Origin of the sequence: Exiguobacterium sp. PHA03 (assembly GCF_041945985.1) — a bacterium.
Classification (GTDB): Bacteria; Bacillota; Bacilli; order Exiguobacteriales; family Exiguobacteriaceae; genus Exiguobacterium_A.
Window position 1 is genome coordinate 666,240 of sequence record NZ_JAUTYQ010000001.1, and the last position, 21,632, is coordinate 687,871.

Here is a 21,632-nt window from a genome sequence, read left to right on the forward strand (position 1 = left end):
GCCTTCCTAGGTCCCTTTTCTTGGAGGAGATACTATGAATAACCAACTCGTCACATCAACACTAAATACAAAAGAAGCTGCAACACAACTAATCGTCAATGTAGATTTACCAAAAGGTAAAATCAGTAAGCATATCTATGGGCACTTTGCGGAACACCTTGGACGTTGTATTTATGAAGGACTTTGGGTTGGTCCAGAATCATCCATACCGAATACAGATGGCATTCGGAACGATGTATTGACAGCATTGAAGAAATTGAACATTCCGGTTTTACGATGGCCGGGTGGATGCTTTGCAGACGAGTATCATTGGAAAGATGGTATTGGACCAAATGAAAACCGAAAGCGGATGGTCAATACACATTGGGGTGGCGTCGTCGAAAACAATCATTTCGGAACCCATGAATTTATGCGCCTTTGTGAATTACTAGAGTGTGAGCCTTATATTTGTGGAAACGTTGGAAGTGGGACCGTCCAAGAAATGTCTGAATGGGTCGAATATATGACGTTCAATGGAGAATCACCGATGGCGAACTGGCGTCAGGAGAATGGCCGTACAGAGCCGTGGTCGCTTACGTATTTCGGTGTTGGTAACGAGAACTGGGGTTGCGGTGGGAATATGCGTCCGGAGTATTACGCCGATCTATATCGTCGCTATCAGACATATGTCCGCAATTATGATGGCAATCAACTCTATAAGATTGCTGGTGGTGCAAACATTGATGATTACAAATGGACTGAAGTTCTCATGCGTGAAGCGGGTACGATGATGGATGGTCTTAGTCTGCACTATTATACGATTCCGGGCGATTTTTGGTTAGGTAAGGGATCAGCGTTAGATTTTACGGAAGATGAATGGTTCATCACCCTAAAACGTGCTTATTACATGGATGAACTGATCACAAAGCATGGGCAAATCATGGACCAGTATGATCCAGAAAAGCGCGTCGGTCTCATTGTTGATGAATGGGGAACGTGGTTCGACGTTGAACCAGGAACAAACCCAGGCTTCTTGTATCAACAAAACTCAATCCGAGATGCACTTGTCGCAGCGATTCACTTCAATATCTTCCATAAGCATAATGACCGCGTTCACATGGCGAACATCGCACAAATGGTCAATGTGCTTCAAGCAATGATCTTAACGGAGGGTGACCAGTTCATTCTTACGCCAACGTACCATGTCTTTGAGATGTATCGCGTTCACCAAGATGCTGAACGAGTCGAGCTAGCAGCCATCACGCGTGACTATGTAGCTAAAGAAGAATCGATTCCTTCTGTAAACGCGACAGCTTCTCGCGATGCTGATGGTGTATTGCACATTAGCCTCTGCCAGCTTGATCATCAAAATAGCGATAAAGTAGAAATTGATTTGCGGGGAATGGGGACGATTTCTAACGTATCTGCACGTATTTTAACAGCAGATCATCTCAATGCCCATAACACGTTTGAACAACCAGATGTGGTTGCGCCGCGTGATCATGAGGTCCAGGTGACAGAAGACGGAAAGCTCATCATGGATGTTCCGGCGATGAGCGTCATCACAGTGGCGGTTCGCTAAGATGAAAGTCGTCGAGACAAGACGGTGTCGTACTTGTCCACCGACAAAAGTAGACACTGATTGGTTATTAACCATCGACGCGGAAGTCATGCCGCAAGTCACGGACGCTGAGTATCAGGAACGTCTTCGTCAATGTGCAGTCTGTCCGTTTTATCAGGACGATACCTGTTTGAAGTGCGGGTGCTATGTCTCTTACCGGGCACGCCTTGCAACAAAGCATTGCCCGGTGAAGGTTTGGTGAAAAAGGAGCGACTTGAGATGGAGCGACAAGAAGTAGTAGATCAGACGGCGTTTACGCTCGAGAACGATATGTGTCGTTTACGCATTTTGACATATGGAGCAACCCTGCAAGAGTTTTCGATTCAAGATGAGGGATGGAAAAATCTCATTTTGTCATACGATACGGTTGAAGAATACAAGACAGACACGTATTACTTGGGAGCGACTGTCGGACGTGTCGCTGGTCGAATCGAGGACGGGACATTCGATATGGACGGTGCAACGTACCATCTGCCTCAAAACGAAGGGAAGCATCATCTTCACGGGGGAGACGGTCTCCACTGTCAATTCTGGAAAATGGAAGACGTATCCAATACTCATCTCGTTCTTCGGTATGTAAGTCCTGATGGTGAGAATGGCTATAAGGGTACACTCGATGTCAGAGCATCGTTTGAATTGTTAGCTGACGGTGTCAAAATTACGTATGAAGCAATCAGTGACACTGATACGGTATGCGATATGACAAATCATACGTACTTTAATCTAAGTGGTGGAAGTCGTGATATTTTAGGACATGAATTGACGTTACCGGCTAATCAATTTGCTGAGCTGCGAGATGATTTGATTCCTACAGGACGCCTATTGGATGTCGATCAGACCCCTTTTGACTTCCAATCAGGACGAATGCTAGGAGATGGTCCAGCTTCAAGCCATCCACAAAATCAACTCGTCAATGGTTATGATCATCCATTTTTATTCGACGACCAACAAAAAGCGACGCTGTACGATCCTGAAAGTAAGCGTTCCTTGATGTTGTCTACGACTGCACCAGCTCTTGTGCTCTATTCAGGAAACCAGATGAATGAAGAAACGATCTTACGTGAGGGAAGCTCTCGAAAATATTATGGTGTTTGTCTCGAGCCGCAACATCTTCCGGACGCCGTTCATCACAGTAATTTTTCATCCATTCGATTATTAGCAGGAGAGACGTATCATTGGGAAACGGAATATCGCGTTGGGAAAGGAGTCAGTCGATGAACCTCGAACAGATACAAAAGCAGGTTGCTACTTGTTCGTGTGGAAATCTACATTACCCCATTACGATTGAACAAATCAGTGCCTCTGAAAAAGTATGGCAATCAGTGGTCGAGTTTGTGCAGCAAAAAGAGTGGCGGCACCTCCTCGTCATTGGTGATGTCAATACGCAGATGGTCGGTTATTCTCCACTGAAGAAAGCATTAATGACAGTAGGAATTGACGTATCAATAGTCACGCTCTCGCCGAACAAGCAAGGGGATGTCTTAGCTGATGAACTATCAGTTGTACAAGTAATGCTCGAGTTGGACGATAGTGTGGATGCGTTGATTGCACTCGGAGCAGGGACGATTCATGATGTGACGCGGTTTTGTGCTGCGAAAGCAAAAATCCCATTTCTGTCTGTTCCGACCGCTCCTTCGGTGGACGGGTTTACTTCGAAAGGAGCTCCCTTAATTATAAGAGGGAAAAAAATCACCTATCAGCTCGTCTCACCAATTGCCGTATTCATCCCAAGTGACATTATCCGTGATGCACCTCGGGCGTTAATAGCAGCAGGTGTCGGGGATATGCTTGGGAAGTACACTTCCTTACTGGATTGGCGTTTTGGTGCCTTTGATGGACAAGAACCCTTTTGTCCTGTAGTTGCTCGATTGACAGAAATTGCTTTATCCGATTGTGTAAAAGCTCTACCAGATATCTATGCAGAAAAAGCGGAAGGTTTGGATCAACTGATGGATTCACTGATCTTATCAGGAATTGCGATGTTGATTTTTGGGCATTCACATCCTGCATCTGGTGGAGAACACCACCTCTCTCATTATTGGGAGATGGATTTCTTAACGCATGACCGTCCAGCCGTCTTACACGGTACAAAAGTAGCGATTGCGACGATGGAACTTATCGATACTTATAGAGCGATGATCCAAGAACAATCTGATGTACCAAAGGAGCTAGGTGATTGGGTCACTCAAATGCCAACAAGACAGAAGTTGGAGTCCATTTTTAATTCGTTACAAGCACCTCTTCAGCCAGAGGAAATCGGTATTTCGTCTCTTCTCCTAGCGAGTAGCAAGAGAGAAGCATATCGTCTTCGAGAGAGACACACGTTGTTAAAACAGATGAGCTTACAGACGACCCACTTTGAAACAGAGGAGCGTTCATTATGACAGAGACAATCGTAAATCCAATCGTAGAACAACGCGCGGATCCATGGATCATGCGGCATACAGATGGCTATTACTACTTTACGGCGTCCTTACCTGACTTTAGCGGGATTCCGCTGCGTCGTGCTCAGACGATCGGGGAGTTGACTAAAGCAGAAGAGAAAGTCGTATGGCAGAAGCGCTCGACCGGAATCATGAGCGCTAACATTTGGGCGCCAGAATTACATCACATTCAAGGGAAATGGTATCTCTATTTCGCGGCGGCACGTGAAGATGCTATTTTTGATCATCGCATGTACGTTCTCGAAAATAGTTCAGCCAATCCGCTGAAAGGTCAATGGACGGAAAAAGGACAAATCAAGACACGGCAAGAATCATTCGCCCTCGATGCGACAACGTTCGAGCATGAGAACAGGTTATATTACATCTGGGCTCAGAAAGATCCCAAAATTGAAGGGAACTCGAATCTCTATATTTCTGAAATGGAGAATCCTTGGACATTGACAGGACCGCAAACGATGATTGCGACACCGGAGTATGCTTGGGAAAAAGTCGGCTTTCTTGTAAACGAAGGACCTGCTGTCTTAAAGCGAAATGGTTATATATATGTCACGTTTTCAGCAAGCGCGACGGATCATAATTATTGTGTAGGTTTTCTTCGTATCAATGAAAAAGAGGATGTGTTAGATGCTACTCATTGGGAAAAATACCCGCAACCCGTTCTTACGACGAATGAGTCAATCCGTGAATACGGACCAGGTCATAACAGTTTCACGACACTCGCAGATGGGACCGATATGATTGTTTATCATGCACGGAACTATAGAGAAATCGAAGGGGATCCATTATGGGATCCGAATCGTCATACGTATGTACGACCATTTTCTTGGCAGGGAGATGTGCCTGTTTTTGAAAACAGGATGGTCAACGAGGAGGTCACACGATGAACCAGACAGAGGATCGAAATCTTGTTTTAGAGCAACGGGCAGATCCATGGATGTATCTGCATTCTGACGGTTATTATTATTTTACAGCGTCTGTTCCTGAATACGATCGAATCGAATTGCGTCGTGCTAGATCTCTCCATGAACTAAGGGATGCAGAAGCGGTGACAGCATGGATTAAACCAGAAACTGGCCCTATGAGTGATCTGATTTGGGCACCCGAATTACATCGTATTCATGGGAAATGGTATCTTTATTTTGCGGCTGCGAAGTCACGCGAGATTGTAAACGGACTCTTTGATCATCGGATGTTCGTTTTAGAGAATAGTTCGGATAATCCTCTAGAAGGCGAATGGTTAGAACGCGGACAAATAAAAACGCAGTGGGATTCATTTGCTCTTGACGCGACCGTCTTCGAACATCAAGACGTTCATTACTTAGTGTGGGCACAAAAAGATCCTTCCATTGAAGGAAACTCGAACTTATATATTGCAACTTTAAAGAATCCATGGACCATTCAAAAGCCACAAGTCATGTTGACAAAGCCAGAGCTTGATTGGGAGACAAAGGGTTTTCTGGTGAACGAAGGACCGGCAGTCCTGAAGCGTCATGGACAAATCTTCATTACGTATTCCGCTAGTGCAACGGATGAGAATTATTGCATGGGTATGTTGAGTGCCTCAGAAGACGCAGACCTATTGAATCCGGATGCTTGGGAAAAATCATCGTCACCCGTATTTGCGACGAATGAAGAGGTTGGTCAATATGGACCAGGGCACAATAGCTTTACAGTAGATGAACAGGGACAAGATGTCATTGTATATCATGCACGGACCTACACTGAAATCGAGGGTGATCCTCTGTACGATCCGAATCGCCATACACGGGCACAGATCTTTACGTGGGGCATGGATAAAAAACCAAACTTTGATAAGCCAATCTGATTGCGAACAGAATAAACTTTTTTTATAAGAAAACGTAATTAATCTTGTACAGTTGATAATTTTTTGTTTAATAAACTTGAGGTCACAAAAAGCATCTCTTATGTAGATTTACTCTACAGAAGGGATGCTTTATCGCAAAAAGACGTTACTCTTCAATCTGGATTTTCACCTTCGTTTTCAGCGACATGCATAGAGGGATTCTTGACATCAGAGGCGACAATGGAAAATCCTTTTTCTTGCTCAGCAGCTCGTGCTGGTTCGATCGCTACATTCAAGACAGGTAGATTGGTTTGTTCAGAATATCATGAATGATAAAATAAGATTGAATTAGATGTAAATTACTTTATAGACAATATTTATTGGGGGTACTTTAAATGGAAAATAAAACTTGCTCATCATGCGGAAGTACTAATTTTCAAGAGGCAACAGATTATATTCCACTAAAGCCATCTAAAGGGTCATTTCATAGTGCTCAAAAAGTATTTTCGTTTTGTATGGATTGCGGTATCGTAGATGCGATTCGTATTGAGAACACAGAAATCTTTCAAAATAAAGAGTAAATATTCAATCTACAAAAAGAGCGTCCGATATGGATGCTTTTTTATAGAGAAAAAATGTAGTCGATCATGAAAAATAATTAGTTTTGTAAATAAGGAGTAATGTAGTGCCTATCTTTTTCTTAAATGGCACTGTAAATGCATATCTAACCAATGCAACCAGTCAGATGCACTTAACCAGCCAAGTTCATCATAATAAATCTTTTTTGAAGCATCTATAGTTTGAATATGCATTTTAACGCACTCCATTTGAGTAATTAATTATTTTGTGCTTTTTAGGAGAATAGCGTAATCCAGGTTACTTTCTAGTTCGATATTAAAATCATTTTTAAATTTACACGTACTTATGGAACTTCGTCATATAAAAAACAAAGTCTCCAAATCTTATTCTCCTTTTCGAAGGCTGATGAAGTAAATTTAAGAACCCAAAAGCATCGTATCTTTTCTTAACAGAAATGGTACGATGCTTCTTTGTAGTTCCTCGATAGAATTAAAAAAATCTATAGTTAGTCATTCATAAAAGGGAAAAGTAGAAAAAGAAGAAGAGGTCTGGTCAAGATTGATTAATTCTTCTAATCTCCATTTAACTAATTTATTAATTGAATTAACTTTAATTCTGAAAAGTAAATTTAATAAATGTCACCTATCCTATTGTGATATAAGGTATCATTGGAAATAGTTTCTTAGGGAGTATATACCATAAAGAAAGTTATAAGAGGAAAAGAACAGGAAATTGATTTCTTGAAACTACTAACAAAAGAATTAAATCTTAAAGTAGATGAAGGAGAGGTATGATGAGAGAAAAAACTCGCATATTAATAGGGCTGCTACTAGCTTGCCTCTATATTTTACCGATGGTCTTACTGGGGGAACATGCACATGTCCGTATTCATGATAATCTAGACTCAAACATCACGTGGTATAAAACATTGGTCGATACCAATAGTATTTACGCAAGCCTTCATGCAAATGTTCCTGACTTATTGAATGGGGTCGTCTCGAGAAATGCTTTCGTCAGTGAGTTTACAGGTATCGTGTGGCTATATCAATGGTTCCCACCATTTACGGCATACGTGATCAGTCAAACGTTGGTCCGAATCTTTGCTTTCTTAGGAATGTACTTATTACTACGTGATTATGCGAAAGGGGTTATTCCTAAATCATATGCGCTGTGGGTAGCAGTTCTATTTTCTTGGACACCATTCTGGCCATCGGGCATGCTCAGCACGCTTGGGATGCCACTCTTATTGTGGGCTTATTGGAATATCTGGCATGGACGGAAAATAAAATCGAGTGCATTCGTATTGTTAGTGGTTCCGTTCTATTCGAGCTTCGTGCTAGGAATCGTTTTCTTTTTAGCAACGCTTGCCATTTACCATATGGTGAAGGAGATACGCGCACGTAGTTTTCATAGCCGTTTTTGGATCGCCTATTGCCTTCAGGTCCTTTTATACTTATTAATTGAATATCGACTGGTCTTCTCGATGCTGTGGGAAGAAGAGCCTACGAGTCGAAATGACTTCGAAACAGGGAATAACGGATTTTGGGCAAGTATTCGTTTATTTTTTAAGAATTTGGTGTTTGGTCATACACATGATCGCGCAGTACAATCGCCCATCATCCTCCTAACACTTCTGATTGTTGGATTTCTAGTATTTCGTCAAAAAGATCATGCAGCAAGACGAATTCGAACTTTGATGTGGTTTCTATTTGGACTATCGCTGTGGTATGCGTTTTGGTTTTATGAGGGGTGGAATCCGTTAAAGCAACATGTCTCTCTCATTAGAACTTTCAATTTCTCACGATTCCACTTCCTTCAACCGATGTTGTGGTATGCATTGTTTTACTTGATGCTCGACTGGCTATGGCGAACTGCCAAACGAAAATGGGTGACTTGTTTGCTCGTAGCCCAAACCCTTGTCTTGCTTGCATGGAATCCCGAGTTCCTCTATCGTCATCATCCATCCTATGAAGCGTTTTATGCGACTTCTCAGTTTTCTGACATTAAACGCTTTATCAACCAACCAACGAAAGACTATCAGGTCGCTTCTCTCGGGTTGCATCCTGCGATCGCACAATACAATGGTATGCAAACCGTGGATGGTTATGTGAATTTTTATCCATTACGCTATAAAGCATCTTTCCGAAAGGTGATTGCTGGAGAATTGGATAAAAGTAAGCTATTACAACGTTATTTTGATACGTGGGGAAATCGAGTCTATGTGTTTTCATCTGAACTCGGTAAGGAATACGAGTACACAAAGGAGCATCAAGTACCGGTTCGACATTTATCTATCAATACAGCACAGTTGAAGCAAATCGGTGCGACATATCTTTTGTCTGCTGTACCAATCAAAAATGCTGCAGCCATTGGATTGCAGTACGAAAAAACATTTGAAGATCAACATTCTGCTTGGAAGATTAGGTTATACCGTATCCAAGCTACTACAGAGAATACGAAGTAAGTTCATTTAAGGAGGAGTAATGGTATGACGATGACGACAATCCCTACGCTAGGCGTAATTATTCCGTGTTATAACGAGACGGAAGTATTACGCTTGACGGTCCATACGATGCACCGTTTCTTAACAGAGTGGCGAGAACGACACCTCATTTCTGAGGACTCCTTTGTCTTGTTCGTAGATGATGGAAGTCAGGATGATACCTGGTCCCAAATTGAAGATGTACACGCACAAGATGGTCGGTTTAGAGGATTAAAATTAGCACATAACGTAGGACATCAAAATGCTTTGTTCGCAGGTCTTGTCGAAGGACACACCGATGCGGATTGTGTTGTGTCAATGGATGCGGACCTTCAGGATGACGTAAAAGTGATTGAACAGTTTTTAAGTGAATTTGCGAAAGGGAATGATATCGTCTATGGGGTAAGAGAAGATCGTCAGACCGATAGCTGGTTTAAACGGTCGACTGCTCAAGGCTTTTATCGCTTCATCGACTGGTTGGGTGTAGAGACCATCTTCAATCATGCAGACTATCGTCTCATGAGCAAACGAGCTGTCGAAACACTTTGTGCACATCCGGAACGCAATCTCTTTTTGCGGGGGATGGTACCTTCGCTTGGTTTTCAAACAGCAGAAGTGACCTATACACGTCAATCACGTCCAGCAGGCGAATCAAAATATCCATTACGAAAGATGATGGCACTCGCATGGGATGGGGTGACCTCGTTTAGTGTTCGTCCGATTAAGTTGTTATTTTTAGTCTCACTATTCATGCTCATCGTCTCGATCGGTTTTGTCGGATATGCTCTTTATCGTAGATATGAAGGAGAAGCGATGGATGGGTGGACGTCTTTAATGATGTCGATCTGGTTCATCGGCGGGCTTCAATTACTAGGTATTGGACTGATAGGAGAATACATCGGTAAAATATATCAGGAAGTCAAACGACGTCCTCGTTATGTCGTCGAGAAAAAACGAGAATGATGACCTTTCTTCGTTTCTTATTAGTAGGAGTTCTTAATACGCTGGTTGGTCTGACGCTGACACTGATTTGTTTTCATGTCTTGCATACTGGTTATTGGGGAGCGACGGCGATCGGGAATGCATGTGGTGTTTGGGTCAGCTATATGCTAAATCGTCGCTTCACCTTTCGTCAAGAGGCTGGAGGATGGCCCTATTGGATACGTTTTTTGATCGTCGTTTCGATTAGCTATCTCATCGCTTATCGTCTTAGTTTATGGGGAGTGCATTACGTATTGCCAAATCTACAAGAGACTGGAGCAATTCTGATCGGGATGATTATCTATACGGGGTTAAATTATCTAGGTCAGTCTTATTGGGTATTTCGCAAATCATGATGATAAAACAAGCTATCTATAGAGGTGGCTTGTTTTTTTATCCTCTCAATTGCACTTGCAAAAGCACAGTAGCAAATCAAAAGACTGACAAATGAATTTTCAAATTATAGAAATCAACCACTCAGATTAGAGTGATGAAAGTCATTTACAATTTGATAAGATGACGCATTCAACGTATGCATCACATAGTTATATGGGTGGATATGCTATTTCTCATGTAATCGACCATGCCTATTCCTTATTCATCGACTCCCTTCAGTCCACCACATTAAATGATAGTTGATGAACGAATCCCAAAAGAAGAATGAAAGTAAAGTATCCGTGAAATCTAATTTACAGACTTAAATTTATTACAAACGACATCAATAAATCGCAATTTCTTCTTGTAGTAAATAATTCTGTTAAAAATAAGAAATTTTTATTTTTTAGTTGGTCCGTTATTACTCCTTCTCGATAAAGTAAAAGTCTATGAACTTAAACGATAAGAAGCAGTTCCTGTCATGTAAAGACAGGAACTGCTTCTTATGGAACAATTATATCGTCGGTAATTCTAAAATTCTTAAGAGATAGAAAAAAGTAAGATAGAAAGATATGTCACTTCGTTTCAAAACAAACATACGTTCGTTTTACGTGACAATTTAAATAAAAGTGTCCTTACTTAATTTTCATAATATTAGTATAATCCATATCAAAATATAAGTCTATATCTTGATAACTATCTTCTCTATAGTAAAGCTACGAAAAGAAGACGCTATTCGTTAACTATGAGAGGAGTTATTATGAACAAAACTACATGGAATCCTAATGTGAAAGTCAGACTGATAGGAGAAGGTCTTTTCAATCTGCTATTTTGGATGTACTTTCCTTTTCTGACTGTCTATTTTGGTAAAGGACTAGGGTTACAGACTGCTGGATTAATAATGGCACTGCCCCCCTTAATAAGTATTGTCGGAAGTTTAACCGGAGGAAGCTTTGCGGATACGTTAGGGAGACGTCCTGTGATGCTGATCGGAACATTTTTGCAAATGACCATGTTTATTCTATTTGCTGTCTCTTCTTCTCCTTGGATTAATTATGTTGCCTTTATCGGAATTAATATAGGCGCAGCATTTTATCGTCCTGCTAGTTCAGCGATGATAGCGGACACAGTTCCAAAAGATGAATTGCGACAAGTGTATGCGACATTTATGACCGTGAACAATATTGGTGCCGTTTTAGGACCAATCATTGGAGCAGTCTTCTTTTTTCAACATCGTCAACTGTTATTGTGGACCTGTGCAATAGTTCTCTTTCTTTACTTCATAACGATCTATTTTATTGTTAGTGAAACCTTACCTGTCCAATCCAAGCAAAAAGATGTAACGACCCCACTTAAATATGCGTTTCAGTCTAAGTGGTCTGGCTATCGACTTATTCTCAAAGATCGTATTTTTCTGCTATACGTAATTGCGGGAACCTGTTCACTCTTCCCAGTGATGCAACTCGATCTCTACTTACCAGTTTACGTGATAGAGAATGTGCCTAAACAACCTCTCGTACCGCACTTGCTGGATTCTTTTCAGCTCACGAGCCAATCCATTTTTGGCTATCTGGTAGGCTTTAATGGTCTTTTGTTTGTCATCTTGATCCTTCCCGTAACGAATCGACTTAAAAATTGGTCAGAAAGACGTCTCTTCGTTGTTTCGACCTTACTTGCAGGAGGAGGTACATTTTTAATCGGATGGAATAACAACATCTGGTTTTTGTTTGGTTGTACGCTCATCTTCACGTTAGGTGAGATCATGCGTACACCAGTCACGCAGAGTTTCATCGGTCATTATGCTCCAGAGGAGGCAAGAGGTCAGTATCTAGCTGCTGATAGTCTTCAAAACACACTTGGTAAGACGCTAGCACCTCTCGCTATCTACGCATCAGGATGGATCGCCCCTCTTGGTATCTTCACTATCATTCTCCTTTTTGCTATCATTGGAGCTTGTTTATATCTGCAATTATTTAGACTGTATTCTCCCACTTGACAATCAGGTTGATAATACAAAGTGTACGATTACAAATAAAATATTAATTTAGGCTTTAGAATGATTTCACAAAAATAATAATTACTATAGATAATTAATATCAGATAAATGCTATCTAAAATATCTTAAATCAGCATGAACGAGATGATTTCGATTTCAACATTTCGCGACAATGAGTTGTCGACGTCAAGTAGAAATTGACGTTTTCTGCTCGATTGATATTTACACTTCTGTTGAAAATAAATTCTTACGATTTCTCATGCGATGACTGTCGTCATCGCTATGAATCACTTCGACACGATGTAAGAGACGGTCTAATATTGCAGTTGTGATTCCTTGATCACCAATTAGTTCGCCCCATTGATCCGGACTTTTACTAGAGTTCTAAATAAATTGAGCAAAAGTGTAAAGCGTCATCGAGCAAAAACCGTCAACTAAATTCTAGCGGTTACATACGTGTAAGTGAATTGGTATTGGAATCTTCTCGCATGATAAGTTATTTATTCTTCACGGATGTTCTTGATACCATGTAGTGTTATTGTTTCGTCCATTTCGCACTCCGACCAAGACCGGATGGGGCAATGATCCCCTCGTCACGTAAGTCACGCAATACGCGATTGATTGTCGCCTCACTGATGTCGGGACAAGCCTTCCTTACGTCTGCTTTCGTGAACGGTGTGATTCGTCCTTCAACGAAACGACGAATCCGATTGTTCTTGTTCTGACTACGCGTCGTGACCAATCCGACGCGATCTTCAAGCTCCTTATAAGCAGCAAGAATCGTGCTCAGCAAGTAGTTGATCCATGGAAACGGATCTTGTTGGTTTTGGTGCCAACGCACGGAAGAGAGACGGAGTGACTCATAATAATCTTCCTTCCGCGATTCGACGATCTTCTCAAGACTGATGTAGCGTCCGACCTCGAAGCCATACTGATAGAGCAGCAAGAGGGTCAACAATCGTACCATTCGACCATTCCCGTCATTGAACGGATGAATGGATAGGAAATCGAGGACGAACAAGCTCGTCAGGATGAGCGGGTCGACGTCCTCTTGTTGCCGACGCTCTCGTAGGCTGTCGCATAACGCCTGCATCGCTGCCGGTGTCTCGAACGCAGGGACGGGGATGAAGCGAGTCCGGCGCGTGCCATCCGGGAACGTCTCACTAATCTCGTTATCGACGTTCTTCCACCGCCCACCTTCGACGGGGACGAACTTATAGAGTTCCTTGTGGAGTTGCAACAGAATATTCGCATTGACCGGGATGTCCTGGGCTGAAGCGTTGATCAGGTTAAGTACGTCGCGGTAACCAGCAATCTCTGCTTCTGAACGGTCGGCAGGGTCGGCTGACTTTGACATGATGGTCTGAAGACGACTTTCCGTGACGATGATTCCTTCGATCGCATTCGAGGCTTTCGTCGACTGGATGACGGCGACATCGCGTAAGGTGTTAAGGATTTGAGGCGCTTGCTGTTTATAGAGATCCTGTTTGCCTTTATACTCATTGATCCGTCCAATCAAGCGGACGGTCTCCATCGGCAGGGCGAGCTCTTTGAGATAGGTATATGTATAGTCGCGCATTCGTCGAACTCCCTTCGCAAAATAGATCACTTTAGATTAAATATACTCATTTTTATATTATTTGACTATGTTTAAACTCATTATAATGTATTTAAAGTCGTTCAAACACATATAAACATAGTCAAATTATCATATTTAGACTATGTTTATTTATTTATGACCATGATTACTTGTCAATCCGAAAGTCGGACAATCCTGACTGATTTGAACGGAACAATCCTGACATGGAAAGCGTCTCATCGATTGCTTCCATATTTTTAACAGTTTTTCACTTCATTTGAATTCATCGAACTAAAATCAATCGTTTCAGTTTTTCTTCTGTACCGGATTCCTCGACAGGTGTATAGATGCTACATCGCAAGTCGTCTTCTCCCTGCACTTGAAGAGAGGTCAGGTCGAATAGCATCTTGCCAACTTTTCCATGACGGAATTCAATCAGGATTTCCGGAGCCTTACTGACCTGACTCTCCATCCAGAGTGATTTGAATTCAGGATACGTATTACTCATCTCCTGTATGAAGGACGTATACCATTCATCACCAGAGTATTGACCGTAGTATGTACGGAAAATGGACAAGAATCCTTTGGCGAAGTGTTCCCAATTCCCGGCAAGTACTTTAAATTCTTTCTGTGAGAACAAGAGGCGAATGAGGTTACGTTGTGATTCTGGAATGGTCGCAAAATCTACGAACACATGGGCCGCTGCAGGATTCCAGCCGACGATATGGCAGTAACGATCCGTAATGATCGTCGGACACGTCGTCAAGGCAGAGAGAATTTTTTCGAGTGACGGACTGATAGTCATAGGGGAAGCTTGAATTTTCATACTGACGACCTGCGTCCCTAATGCTAAATCGTTCAAATATTCGTGTTCATCCCTGTTCAGACATAACGCCTGGGCGATACAGTCTAAGACGCTTCTAGATACCTTAATATCTCTTCCTTGTTCTAACCAGGTGTACCATGTCGTACTGACTCCTGCTAATTGAGCAACTTCCTCTCTTCTCAAGCCAGGCGTTCTCCTTCTTGATCCAGGTGGTAGCCCCACTGATTCCGGTTTGAGCTGTGCTCTTTTCGTCTTCAAAAAATAGGATAGAGCTTCTAATCGATTCGAGTCGTCCATATACGTTCCTCCTGATTTCTCTCCATCCAAGTATCAATTATAATAGGATAAATGAACACTTGTAATAGGATATATGACACGTATGATTATCTCATACTATTACAAGGAGTGAAGAAAAATGGAGCGTGTAGTAATTACAGGAATGGGTGTCGTCTCACCAATCGGAAACGATGTGGAGTCCTTTTGGAATAATATGATTGCTGGAAATTCAGGCATCACGGAAATCGATACGTTTGATACGACTGATTTCAAAGTAAAGATTGCAGGGAGTGTAAAAAACTTTGATGCGGAAAAGGCGATTGGTAAAAAAGCCTCTCGTAACCTGGATCGCTTCGTCCAGTTCGCATTAGCGGCTGCTGACCAAGCCTGGAACGATTCTAAGCTAGGAGAATCTGATCTGGATCGGGAAAGACTTGCTGTATATGTGGGTTCAGGTGTAGGAGGGATTGAAACGTTAATTGACGGTGTTCATGCTTTACACCAAAAAGGTCCGAGAAGGGTCAGTCCAAGTCTCGTACCATCCATGATGTCTAACGCAGCAGCCGCTCAAATTAGCATCAAGTGGCAAGCGATGGGACCTTCCATGTCACCTGTATCCGCTTGTGCAATCGGAAACACGGCTATTGGTGAAGCATATCGACTCATTCGAATGGGAGAGGCTGATGCTGCATTCGCTGGTGGAACAGAAGCGGGTATCACTGAATTGTCTATAGCAAGCTTCGGTAATGCGACGGCATTGTCTACAAGAAACGAATCACCCTCTAAAGCGAGTCGTCCTTTTGACGCGACACGCGATGGTTTCGTGATGTCGGAGGGAGCAGGCATCTTGATACTAGAATCGTTATCGCACGCAAAGCAACGAGGTGCGTCCATCTATGCGGAAGTCGTCGGATACGGAGCAAGTTCCGATGCCTATCATATAGTAGCGACTCATCCAGAAGGTCAGGGAGCATACCTCGCTATGAAGCGGGCCGTTCAACAGGCAGGGATTGAGACGAATGACATCGATGTGATCAGTGCCCATGCGACGAGTACGATCGTCGGCGATCAGTCCGAGACACGTGCGATTAAAAAATTGTTTGCAGAACATGCGAACATACTACCGGTGACGGCGAACAAATCAATGCTAGGTCACATGCTCGGTGCTGCCGGTGGAGCGGAAGCGATCGCGCTTGCGAAATGTTTACAGGAAGGAATCATTCCACCGACGATTAATCTTGAAGTCGATGATCCAACGTGTGACCTGGATTATGTCGCAGAAGGGGCTCGTTCGCTGGAGATGCAGTACGGACTATCCAATTCTTTCGGGTTCGGTGGTCATAACGCCGCCATCGTCTTGAAAAAATATATGGATTAAGCATCAGAGTTTGGGTTCGGACAAGAGAACTCAATGAGTAAGTACTCGCTGAAAATGGATTGTATACATTTCGACGTCGAAATGTATACAATCTTTTTTGTGTATCCAATTCTTATTAAATGTTAGTGATTCGGAAACCTTCACTATTGCTGTGTCGTCATTCATCCAACGATTCATGACACGTTCTATCTATTTTACATAAAACGCGAATCATCAGTTCTAGTCAGAGTTTGCCTTAACTAGGACATCATGATCTTTATTTTAGTAATCCACCCTCTGAAGGGAGGTTTGAATCCACACCTAAAAAAATAACTGTATATGTTGTCATTCTAATTCTAGCTTCTTCATCATATCGTCAAAAAGAGAAGGCTTTTGATTGATTATCATGTACTTCCTAAGATATGAGTTTTAGATGCTTTATTTATAAATATCCCGACGATGTCCAATCTCAAGAATCAATATCACGACTTTCTCATCCTGGATGTCAGCAATCAGACGATAGTCGCCGATGCGATACCGCCATTCGCCAGAGCGATTCGAGACGAGTCCTTTCCCATGACGACGCGGATCATCCGTCCCGACAAGGTTCTTCTTGATCCAGGACATGATGATCCGCGCTTGTTGTGGGTCTATCTTCTTGAGAGATTTTTGAGCCCCGCGCTCGAATTCTACATTATAAGCTGTCATTCTAAATCAAGTTCCTTCATCATGTCGTCGAAAGATATCGCTTCTGATTTTTTACGGTGTGCTGCCATGGAATCATGATAGAGTTGCAAATCGATTTCGTCTTCGATACGGTCGAGGACGGCATCGCGAACGAGTGTAGAAATCGTGATGTTCTTTGCCTTCGCATATTCCTTGATAAGTCGTGTATCTTGATCATCTAGACGTACGGAAATGGTACTCATGATTATCAGCTCCTTTGTAATACATTGTAATACATATTAAGGTTTTAGTACATAGGGTTGAGAGCGGAAACCCTGAACGAATATTCTTTGAAGTGCTGAAATTCGGCTTTTAAATATCGTGGATGAGTACGATTAGATTAAAAAAGTGGATTAAATCATGGTCAAATTGAAGTAAACATACTCATTCATTTTTATTTTGACCATTTTTGGGAAGGCGATGATCTTTTATTCTACTCGTTTCCGACAATAGAATATGCATCTAAACGACGCCACGTATCGATTACAGAATATAAAAAAAGGTATGGATTTGTTTAAAGCATTTGTACCTTGATCTGTTTTTGTCATATGTATTGGTTTATTTCAAGATGTCATTGAGTTTGATAGAGAAAATCTCCCTACAACACGTAAACGGTTATTGTAATCCATCTGTCTGTTTTTTTATGGAATGCAACAAAGATATAATTCTCTCAGTGAAGTAACTTTTGGTATCTGTATCCTTTCAAAAGATCAGCTTCACCTTTAAAGGACCATTCCTCTATTTTAGAATCTGGATGTAATTTAAAATAATGGTCGAGGATATCGTGTCCTAAATTATAGTTACTCCAGCGGGGAATGTCTTTTAGTGGACTACCGCCTACAAGGTCTTCGTATGTAGCCTCACCAGTTTGAATCAGTTTTGCGACATGTTTTTTCGTCTTTTCATCCATTGGAGTATCCCATGGGGCCTTCACATCTTTGAGGACTCGGTCAGCAAAAGCATCCGCTTTTCCCTCGATAATGACCGAATCGAGTAATTTGTTCATCTGATATTTATTTCTGTCATGGAGAATCAAATGATGGTATTCATGCGCAACCGTATAAGCTAAAGCATCCTTATCGAAATTCGAATCCATATATAGAACAACCGCATCTTTATATGCCCCTGCTGCTACTCCGCCCATAGGTTCGGTCATCGACGTATATTCTGAGTTGATCGGCACGATGAAAATCGTGCTTTTTTTCTTCGGAAGTACTTTATGTGCAGCAGTGTAACTTTTTGTGATGATTTTTTTAATCTCGTCTTGCTGTTCCTCCAATGCCTCGATTCGATCAAGTAGCGCTTGCGGATAAGCAGTTGATTGCATCATGAAGAAACCTTTTAAGGAAGTAGTTTCAAAATCTTCTTTTTTTCCAATTTTATCGATATCGCTAAGTACATAGTTCATGTAATTTTTTTTGCTCACTTCAGTATCATCATCAAGTGAAGCTTTTAAGTACTTTTGATAGGGTGAGTAAAGTGGAACGATATTCAATTCACTGTCATGATTAATCTTAATGGACTCAGGTTTAACTTTTTCGCTCTGATTCTCTTGCGAACATGCGGTTAAAACGATTAATGGAACACATAAGAAAGGTACAAGTATTTTCTTCAAAACATAATCATCCTTTCACCTTATACATGAATAAAATGGAAGATTATTAAAAAATAAATAATCAATAGAATAAAAATACCATTTAATTTCTTAATAGTCAAAATATGTAGTTTAGTGTGAGAGGTTCATTTATAATGATTTTATCAAGCCGTAGCGGAACCTCGTTCAATCTTATAAAACGGACATCCAATGTAAGACTCAATTTTCGGTAATCGTCTGGAATTACCTAAACTCAAATGGGTCCGCTTCGCCAACTCGAGTTAGGTCGTGGGAAGATCCTGAATGCCACCATCCGATGTAACGCCTCTGAAAAATACTCCGTCTCTCTGCTCGTCGAACAGGAGGTTCACGAACTGCCGAAGACCGGTTCATTCTTCTGCGTCGACGTCGGACTGAACAACTTCGCCATCTTATCGGATGGCACGGTATACAAGAACGACCGCTGCTTCCAAACGCTTGAGAAGAAGATCGCATGTGAACAGCGCAAACTGTCTCGCCGTCAATTGCTTGCTTTGAATAAGAAAGTGAAACTCTCTGAGGCTAAAAACTACCAGAAGTAGAACCGTTGGGTTGGATAACTCACGAATCCTCCACCTCTAAGCAACGCGTAGGTGGAGGTAGATCAACTATGTCTCTACTCGATATAGCGTATCAAATCCATTATATATACTCACTGCGTGATAAGGAGGCGAATCGTGTGCTACCTATCTGCAGAATGTTATCTTATCTTACCAACTCTTCGAAAGGAGTACATGGACAAAGCGCTTGTTCCTGAATCTGTGCTATCCGTAAGTGAATGTATCTGTACGCACTATCCTAATATCAACAATTAGATTTCATGACTATCGAAATGTGCTTTCACGATCTTGAGAAATTCTTTGGAAAGAGGCGTCATTTTGTCTGATGATTTGACAATTAATCCGAGATGTCTAACCACAGGAGGATGTAAGGGTAATAGATGAACATGAGTCTCCCGTTTAGGAACTGCCAAGTTTGGCATAATACTAATACCTAATTTTCCTTTCACCATAGACAGTACAGTTTCATTCTCCTTACTATTATATGAGGTACGTAATGAAAGACCAGCTTTACGAAATTCCTCCTCGATAAGGACTTCACATCCAGATCGTAACATGATGAATGATTCCTCTTCGAAATCAGCTATCGTAACAACATCTTTTTCTATAAAAGGGTGTCCATCATATACGACAACAGATAAAGGATCTTGCGTCAGTGCTATACTCTCGAAACCTTTAACTGGTAATGCTGTAAAACCGAGATCCACCGTACCTTCTTCCACCCACTTTTCAATATCATCATAGCCACCCTCATACAACACCAATTCAACATTCTGGAAACGTTCTTTGAATATAGAAAACAAAATCGGTATAAAGGTAGCTGTAAAACTTGGGAAACTCCCAACAACAATCTTTCCTAATTCTAATCCTTGCAAAGAAGAAACTTTTTGCTCTATATGAGCCATGTTTGTCACAATATTGCGTATGTGTGGAATAATATATTCCCCTGCAGTAGTTAACGATGTCCCACCTCGTCCTCGATTCAAAAGTGTTACTCCTAGTTCAGATTCCAGTGTTGTAATGTTATGACTTACTCCAGATTGTGTCAGTCCAATCTTTTGACCTGCTTTCGTAAAACTACCACTTTCCACTACGTTTAAAAGCACTTCTAATTGAAATAAATTCAATGTACTTCACATCCTTTTCTGTATTATACATGAGAGATACAAATGATAAGAATGAAAAACATTCATTTTACTTATTTTATTTTTACAAATACACTAAAAACAGACAGATTGAATCAAAAAATAAAAAGAATTGGAGAGTGGATGTATTGATGAATCAGAAGTATGAAAAAATCCTTTCACCTTATACCTTGTCGAATGGAGTAACTTTGGCGAATCGAGTCGTTGTTGCACCGATGACCACCTATTCAGGAAATATAGATGGAAGCGTCTCTTCCGGAGAGTTGGATTACTATAGCAGAAGAGCACAAGGACCAGCTATGTTTATTACCGCGGCTGCGACCATTTCATCACTCGGGACTAGTTTTCCTCGTCAAATGAAAGCATATGGAGAACACAATATACCAGGTCTTTCGCAGTTGGCTAATAAAATAAAAGAAAAGGGAGCAAGAGCAATCCTTCAGCTTCATCATGGAGGTAGCGAGAGTCTAATCGGATACATAAGTGAAAGGCGAATGGTTAGCCCGAGTGGTATCGTGGCGAGCCTTTACAAGGATTCAAGTGATGATTACGTTCCACGTGCGTTAGAACACGAAGAAATTCTATCTACTATTCAGGATTTTGGACGAGCCACGGAGATAGCTATACGTGCAGGGTTTGATGGTGTGGAAATTCATGGAGCCAACGGATATCTGATTCAACAATTTTTTTCGAGATATTCAAATCTTCGAACAGATATGTGGGGAGGAACACTAGAAAAACGGATGTCCTTTCCATTAGCTGTTATTGAAGAAGTAAAACGAGTCCGAGATCAATATGCGAACAATAATTTTATTATTGGTTATCGCTTCTCACCAGAAGAACCAGAAAAGAATGGTTTGAACATGGAGGAAACAATCGCCTTTGTAGATCGATTGTCTAATCAAGGCTTGTCGTACCTCCATCTTTCAGTCAAAAACGTTTGGTCCATGCCTCGAAGTGGTTCAAATCAAACAAAAACAAGATCAGAGATTTTTCGGGATGTGATTGCGGATAGAACAAGTTTTCTGTCACTCGGTTCTATACACACACCAGATGATGCCTTGAACGTATTAGAACAAGGAATTCCATTATTCGGATTAGGAAGAGAGTTATTAATGGAACCAGATTGGGTTCGAAAACTAAAAGCAGGAAGAGAGGAAGAAATTCGTACGACCTTGTCACGCGATGATCAACAAATGCTCTCCATTCCGGATGAAATGTGGAAAAATATTCTTACGCGTGATGGATTGCCTGCACAACGATGAATAA

General features: G+C 41.5%; 20 protein-coding genes and 2 pseudogenes. 13 read left to right on the forward strand and 9 right to left on the reverse strand.

Annotated features, from left to right (window positions below; translation table 11 throughout):
- Positions 1-34: 34 nt before the first annotated feature.
- The 6 genes from Q7C19_RS03470 to Q7C19_RS03495 are packed head-to-tail and all read left to right on the forward strand — an operon-like array spanning position 35 to position 5,869.
- A complete protein-coding gene (locus Q7C19_RS03470; protein WP_052019041.1) occupies positions 35-1,561 on the forward strand; it encodes an alpha-N-arabinofuranosidase in 1,527 nt (508 codons plus the stop codon).
- Position 1,562: 1 nt separating this feature from the next.
- On the forward strand, positions 1,563-1,802 hold the full coding sequence (locus Q7C19_RS03475) for a DUF6171 family protein (RefSeq protein ID WP_158513336.1): 240 nt from the start codon (positions 1,563-1,565) through the stop codon (positions 1,800-1,802).
- A gap of 17 nt (positions 1,803-1,819) precedes the next feature.
- Positions 1,820-2,818 carry an aldose epimerase family protein gene (locus Q7C19_RS03480; protein ID WP_375091626.1) on the forward strand — a complete coding sequence of 333 codons (999 nt, stop codon included), beginning with the start codon at positions 1,820-1,822 and terminating at the stop codon, positions 2,816-2,818.
- Complete coding sequence (locus tag Q7C19_RS03485) at positions 2,815-3,984, forward strand: sn-glycerol-1-phosphate dehydrogenase (RefSeq protein WP_375091627.1); 1,170 nt, start codon at positions 2,815-2,817, stop codon at positions 3,982-3,984. Before Q7C19_RS03480 ends, Q7C19_RS03485 begins: the two co-directional genes overlap by 4 nt.
- The gene (locus tag Q7C19_RS03490) at positions 3,981-4,928 is read left to right on the forward strand and encodes a glycoside hydrolase family 43 protein (protein ID WP_375091628.1); all 948 of its coding nucleotides are present in this window, start codon (positions 3,981-3,983) and stop codon (positions 4,926-4,928) included. Before Q7C19_RS03485 ends, Q7C19_RS03490 begins: the two co-directional genes overlap by 4 nt.
- On the forward strand, positions 4,925-5,869 hold the full coding sequence (locus Q7C19_RS03495; RefSeq protein WP_214769672.1) for a glycoside hydrolase family 43 protein: 945 nt from the start codon (positions 4,925-4,927) through the stop codon (positions 5,867-5,869). The genes Q7C19_RS03490 and Q7C19_RS03495 overlap by 4 nt, the downstream gene beginning before the upstream one ends.
- A gap of 152 nt (positions 5,870-6,021) precedes the next feature.
- On the opposite strand, the pseudogene Q7C19_RS03500 reads toward Q7C19_RS03495, so the two are convergent.
- Positions 6,022-6,156, reverse strand: a pseudogene (locus Q7C19_RS03500) (hypothetical protein); the annotation flags it as partial.
- An 87-nt stretch (positions 6,157-6,243) separates the two neighbouring features.
- On the opposite strand from Q7C19_RS03500, the gene Q7C19_RS03505 reads away from it, so the two are divergent.
- From Q7C19_RS03505 to Q7C19_RS03525, 5 genes are all read left to right on the forward strand, one after another.
- Complete coding sequence (locus tag Q7C19_RS03505; RefSeq protein WP_313586880.1) at positions 6,244-6,429, forward strand: hypothetical protein; 186 nt, start codon at positions 6,244-6,246, stop codon at positions 6,427-6,429.
- Between the two features lie 791 nt (positions 6,430-7,220).
- Positions 7,221-8,891, forward strand: a complete 1,671-nt coding sequence (locus tag Q7C19_RS03510; protein ID WP_375091629.1) for a DUF6044 family protein — start codon at positions 7,221-7,223, stop codon at positions 8,889-8,891.
- 24 nt (positions 8,892-8,915) lie between these two features.
- Entirely contained in the window at positions 8,916-9,872 is a 957-nt protein-coding gene (locus Q7C19_RS03515) for a glycosyltransferase family 2 protein (RefSeq protein WP_231496861.1), read from the forward strand.
- Positions 9,869-10,246 (forward strand): GtrA family protein, encoded by a 378-nt coding sequence (locus Q7C19_RS03520; RefSeq protein ID WP_052169496.1) that lies wholly within the window; start codon positions 9,869-9,871, stop codon positions 10,244-10,246. Before Q7C19_RS03515 ends, Q7C19_RS03520 begins: the two co-directional genes overlap by 4 nt.
- A 779-nt stretch (positions 10,247-11,025) precedes the next feature.
- Entirely contained in the window at positions 11,026-12,261 is a 1,236-nt protein-coding gene (locus Q7C19_RS03525) for an MDR family MFS transporter (RefSeq protein ID WP_375091630.1), read from the forward strand.
- Positions 12,262-12,483: 222 nt separating this feature from the next.
- On the opposite strand, the pseudogene Q7C19_RS03530 reads toward Q7C19_RS03525, so the two are convergent.
- From Q7C19_RS03530 to Q7C19_RS03540, 3 genes and pseudogenes are all read right to left on the reverse strand, one after another.
- Positions 12,484-12,642 (reverse strand): annotated as a pseudogene (locus Q7C19_RS03530) (ATP-binding protein); the annotation flags it as partial.
- 154 nt (positions 12,643-12,796) lie between these two features.
- Positions 12,797-13,840 carry a Fic family protein gene (locus Q7C19_RS03535; protein WP_375091631.1) on the reverse strand — a complete coding sequence of 348 codons (1,044 nt, stop codon included), beginning with the start codon at positions 13,838-13,840 and terminating at the stop codon, positions 12,797-12,799.
- A 283-nt stretch (positions 13,841-14,123) separates the two neighbouring features.
- Entirely contained in the window at positions 14,124-14,963 is an 840-nt protein-coding gene (locus Q7C19_RS03540) for a helix-turn-helix transcriptional regulator (RefSeq protein ID WP_035408292.1), read from the reverse strand.
- Between the two features lie 118 nt (positions 14,964-15,081).
- Between Q7C19_RS03540 and fabF the strand changes: the two genes are divergently transcribed.
- Positions 15,082-16,320 carry a beta-ketoacyl-ACP synthase II gene (gene fabF / locus Q7C19_RS03545; RefSeq protein WP_375091632.1) on the forward strand — a complete coding sequence of 413 codons (1,239 nt, stop codon included), beginning with the start codon at positions 15,082-15,084 and terminating at the stop codon, positions 16,318-16,320.
- Between the two features lie 417 nt (positions 16,321-16,737).
- On the opposite strand, the gene Q7C19_RS03550 is transcribed toward fabF, so the two are convergent.
- From Q7C19_RS03550 to Q7C19_RS03570, 5 genes are all read right to left on the reverse strand, one after another.
- Positions 16,738-17,007 (reverse strand): type II toxin-antitoxin system RelE family toxin, encoded by a 270-nt coding sequence (locus tag Q7C19_RS03550; protein WP_214860488.1) that lies wholly within the window; start codon positions 17,005-17,007, stop codon positions 16,738-16,740.
- The gene (gene relB / locus Q7C19_RS03555) at positions 17,004-17,228 is read right to left on the reverse strand and encodes a type II toxin-antitoxin system RelB family antitoxin (protein WP_026829710.1); all 225 of its coding nucleotides are present in this window, start codon (positions 17,226-17,228) and stop codon (positions 17,004-17,006) included. Before relB ends, Q7C19_RS03550 begins: the two co-directional genes overlap by 4 nt.
- Before the next feature lie 467 nt (positions 17,229-17,695).
- Positions 17,696-18,640, reverse strand: coding sequence for a DUF2268 domain-containing putative Zn-dependent protease (locus Q7C19_RS03560; protein WP_375091633.1), 945 nt, complete (start codon positions 18,638-18,640; stop codon positions 17,696-17,698).
- Between the two features lie 346 nt (positions 18,641-18,986).
- Entirely contained in the window at positions 18,987-19,127 is a 141-nt protein-coding gene (locus Q7C19_RS03565) for a hypothetical protein (RefSeq protein ID WP_375091634.1), read from the reverse strand.
- A gap of 342 nt (positions 19,128-19,469) precedes the next feature.
- Entirely contained in the window at positions 19,470-20,345 is an 876-nt protein-coding gene (locus Q7C19_RS03570; protein WP_290787175.1) for a LysR family transcriptional regulator, read from the reverse strand.
- Between Q7C19_RS03570 and Q7C19_RS03575 the strand changes: the two genes are divergently transcribed.
- Positions 20,345-21,628, forward strand: a complete 1,284-nt coding sequence (locus tag Q7C19_RS03575; protein WP_375091635.1) for an NADH-dependent flavin oxidoreductase — start codon at positions 20,345-20,347, stop codon at positions 21,626-21,628. The two genes, Q7C19_RS03570 and Q7C19_RS03575, sit on opposite strands and share 1 nt — an antisense overlap.
- Positions 21,629-21,632: the final 4 nt, after the last annotated feature.

Bases quoted from the DNA above. Each gene is read 5' to 3' on its own strand.
- Q7C19_RS03490 (WP_375091628.1), top strand. From the start codon at position 3,981: ATGACAGAGACAATCGTAAATCCAATCGTAGAACAACGCGCGGATCCA.
- Q7C19_RS03525 (WP_375091630.1), top strand. From the start codon at position 11,026: ATGAACAAAACTACATGGAATCCTAATGTGAAAGTCAGACTGATAGGA.
- Q7C19_RS03510 (WP_375091629.1), top strand. From the start codon at position 7,221: ATGAGAGAAAAAACTCGCATATTAATAGGGCTGCTACTAGCTTGCCTC.
- Q7C19_RS03485 (WP_375091627.1), top strand. From the start codon at position 2,815: ATGAACCTCGAACAGATACAAAAGCAGGTTGCTACTTGTTCGTGTGGA.
- Q7C19_RS03480 (WP_375091626.1), top strand. From the start codon at position 1,820: ATGGAGCGACAAGAAGTAGTAGATCAGACGGCGTTTACGCTCGAGAAC.
- Q7C19_RS03550 (WP_214860488.1), bottom strand. From the start codon at position 17,007: ATGACAGCTTATAATGTAGAATTCGAGCGCGGGGCTCAAAAATCTCTC.
- Q7C19_RS03520 (WP_052169496.1), top strand. From the start codon at position 9,869: ATGATGACCTTTCTTCGTTTCTTATTAGTAGGAGTTCTTAATACGCTG.
- Q7C19_RS03515 (WP_231496861.1), top strand. From the start codon at position 8,916: ATGACGATGACGACAATCCCTACGCTAGGCGTAATTATTCCGTGTTAT.
- relB (WP_026829710.1), bottom strand. From the start codon at position 17,228: ATGAGTACCATTTCCGTACGTCTAGATGATCAAGATACACGACTTATC.
- Q7C19_RS03540 (WP_035408292.1), bottom strand. From the start codon at position 14,963: ATGGACGACTCGAATCGATTAGAAGCTCTATCCTATTTTTTGAAGACG.
- Q7C19_RS03505 (WP_313586880.1), top strand. From the start codon at position 6,244: ATGGAAAATAAAACTTGCTCATCATGCGGAAGTACTAATTTTCAAGAG.
- Q7C19_RS03470 (WP_052019041.1), top strand. From the start codon at position 35: ATGAATAACCAACTCGTCACATCAACACTAAATACAAAAGAAGCTGCA.
- Q7C19_RS03575 (WP_375091635.1), top strand. From the start codon at position 20,345: ATGTACTTCACATCCTTTTCTGTATTATACATGAGAGATACAAATGAT.
- Q7C19_RS03495 (WP_214769672.1), top strand. From the start codon at position 4,925: ATGAACCAGACAGAGGATCGAAATCTTGTTTTAGAGCAACGGGCAGAT.
- Q7C19_RS03475 (WP_158513336.1), top strand. From the start codon at position 1,563: ATGAAAGTCGTCGAGACAAGACGGTGTCGTACTTGTCCACCGACAAAA.
- fabF (WP_375091632.1), top strand. From the start codon at position 15,082: ATGGAGCGTGTAGTAATTACAGGAATGGGTGTCGTCTCACCAATCGGA.
- Q7C19_RS03535 (WP_375091631.1), bottom strand. From the start codon at position 13,840: ATGCGCGACTATACATATACCTATCTCAAAGAGCTCGCCCTGCCGATG.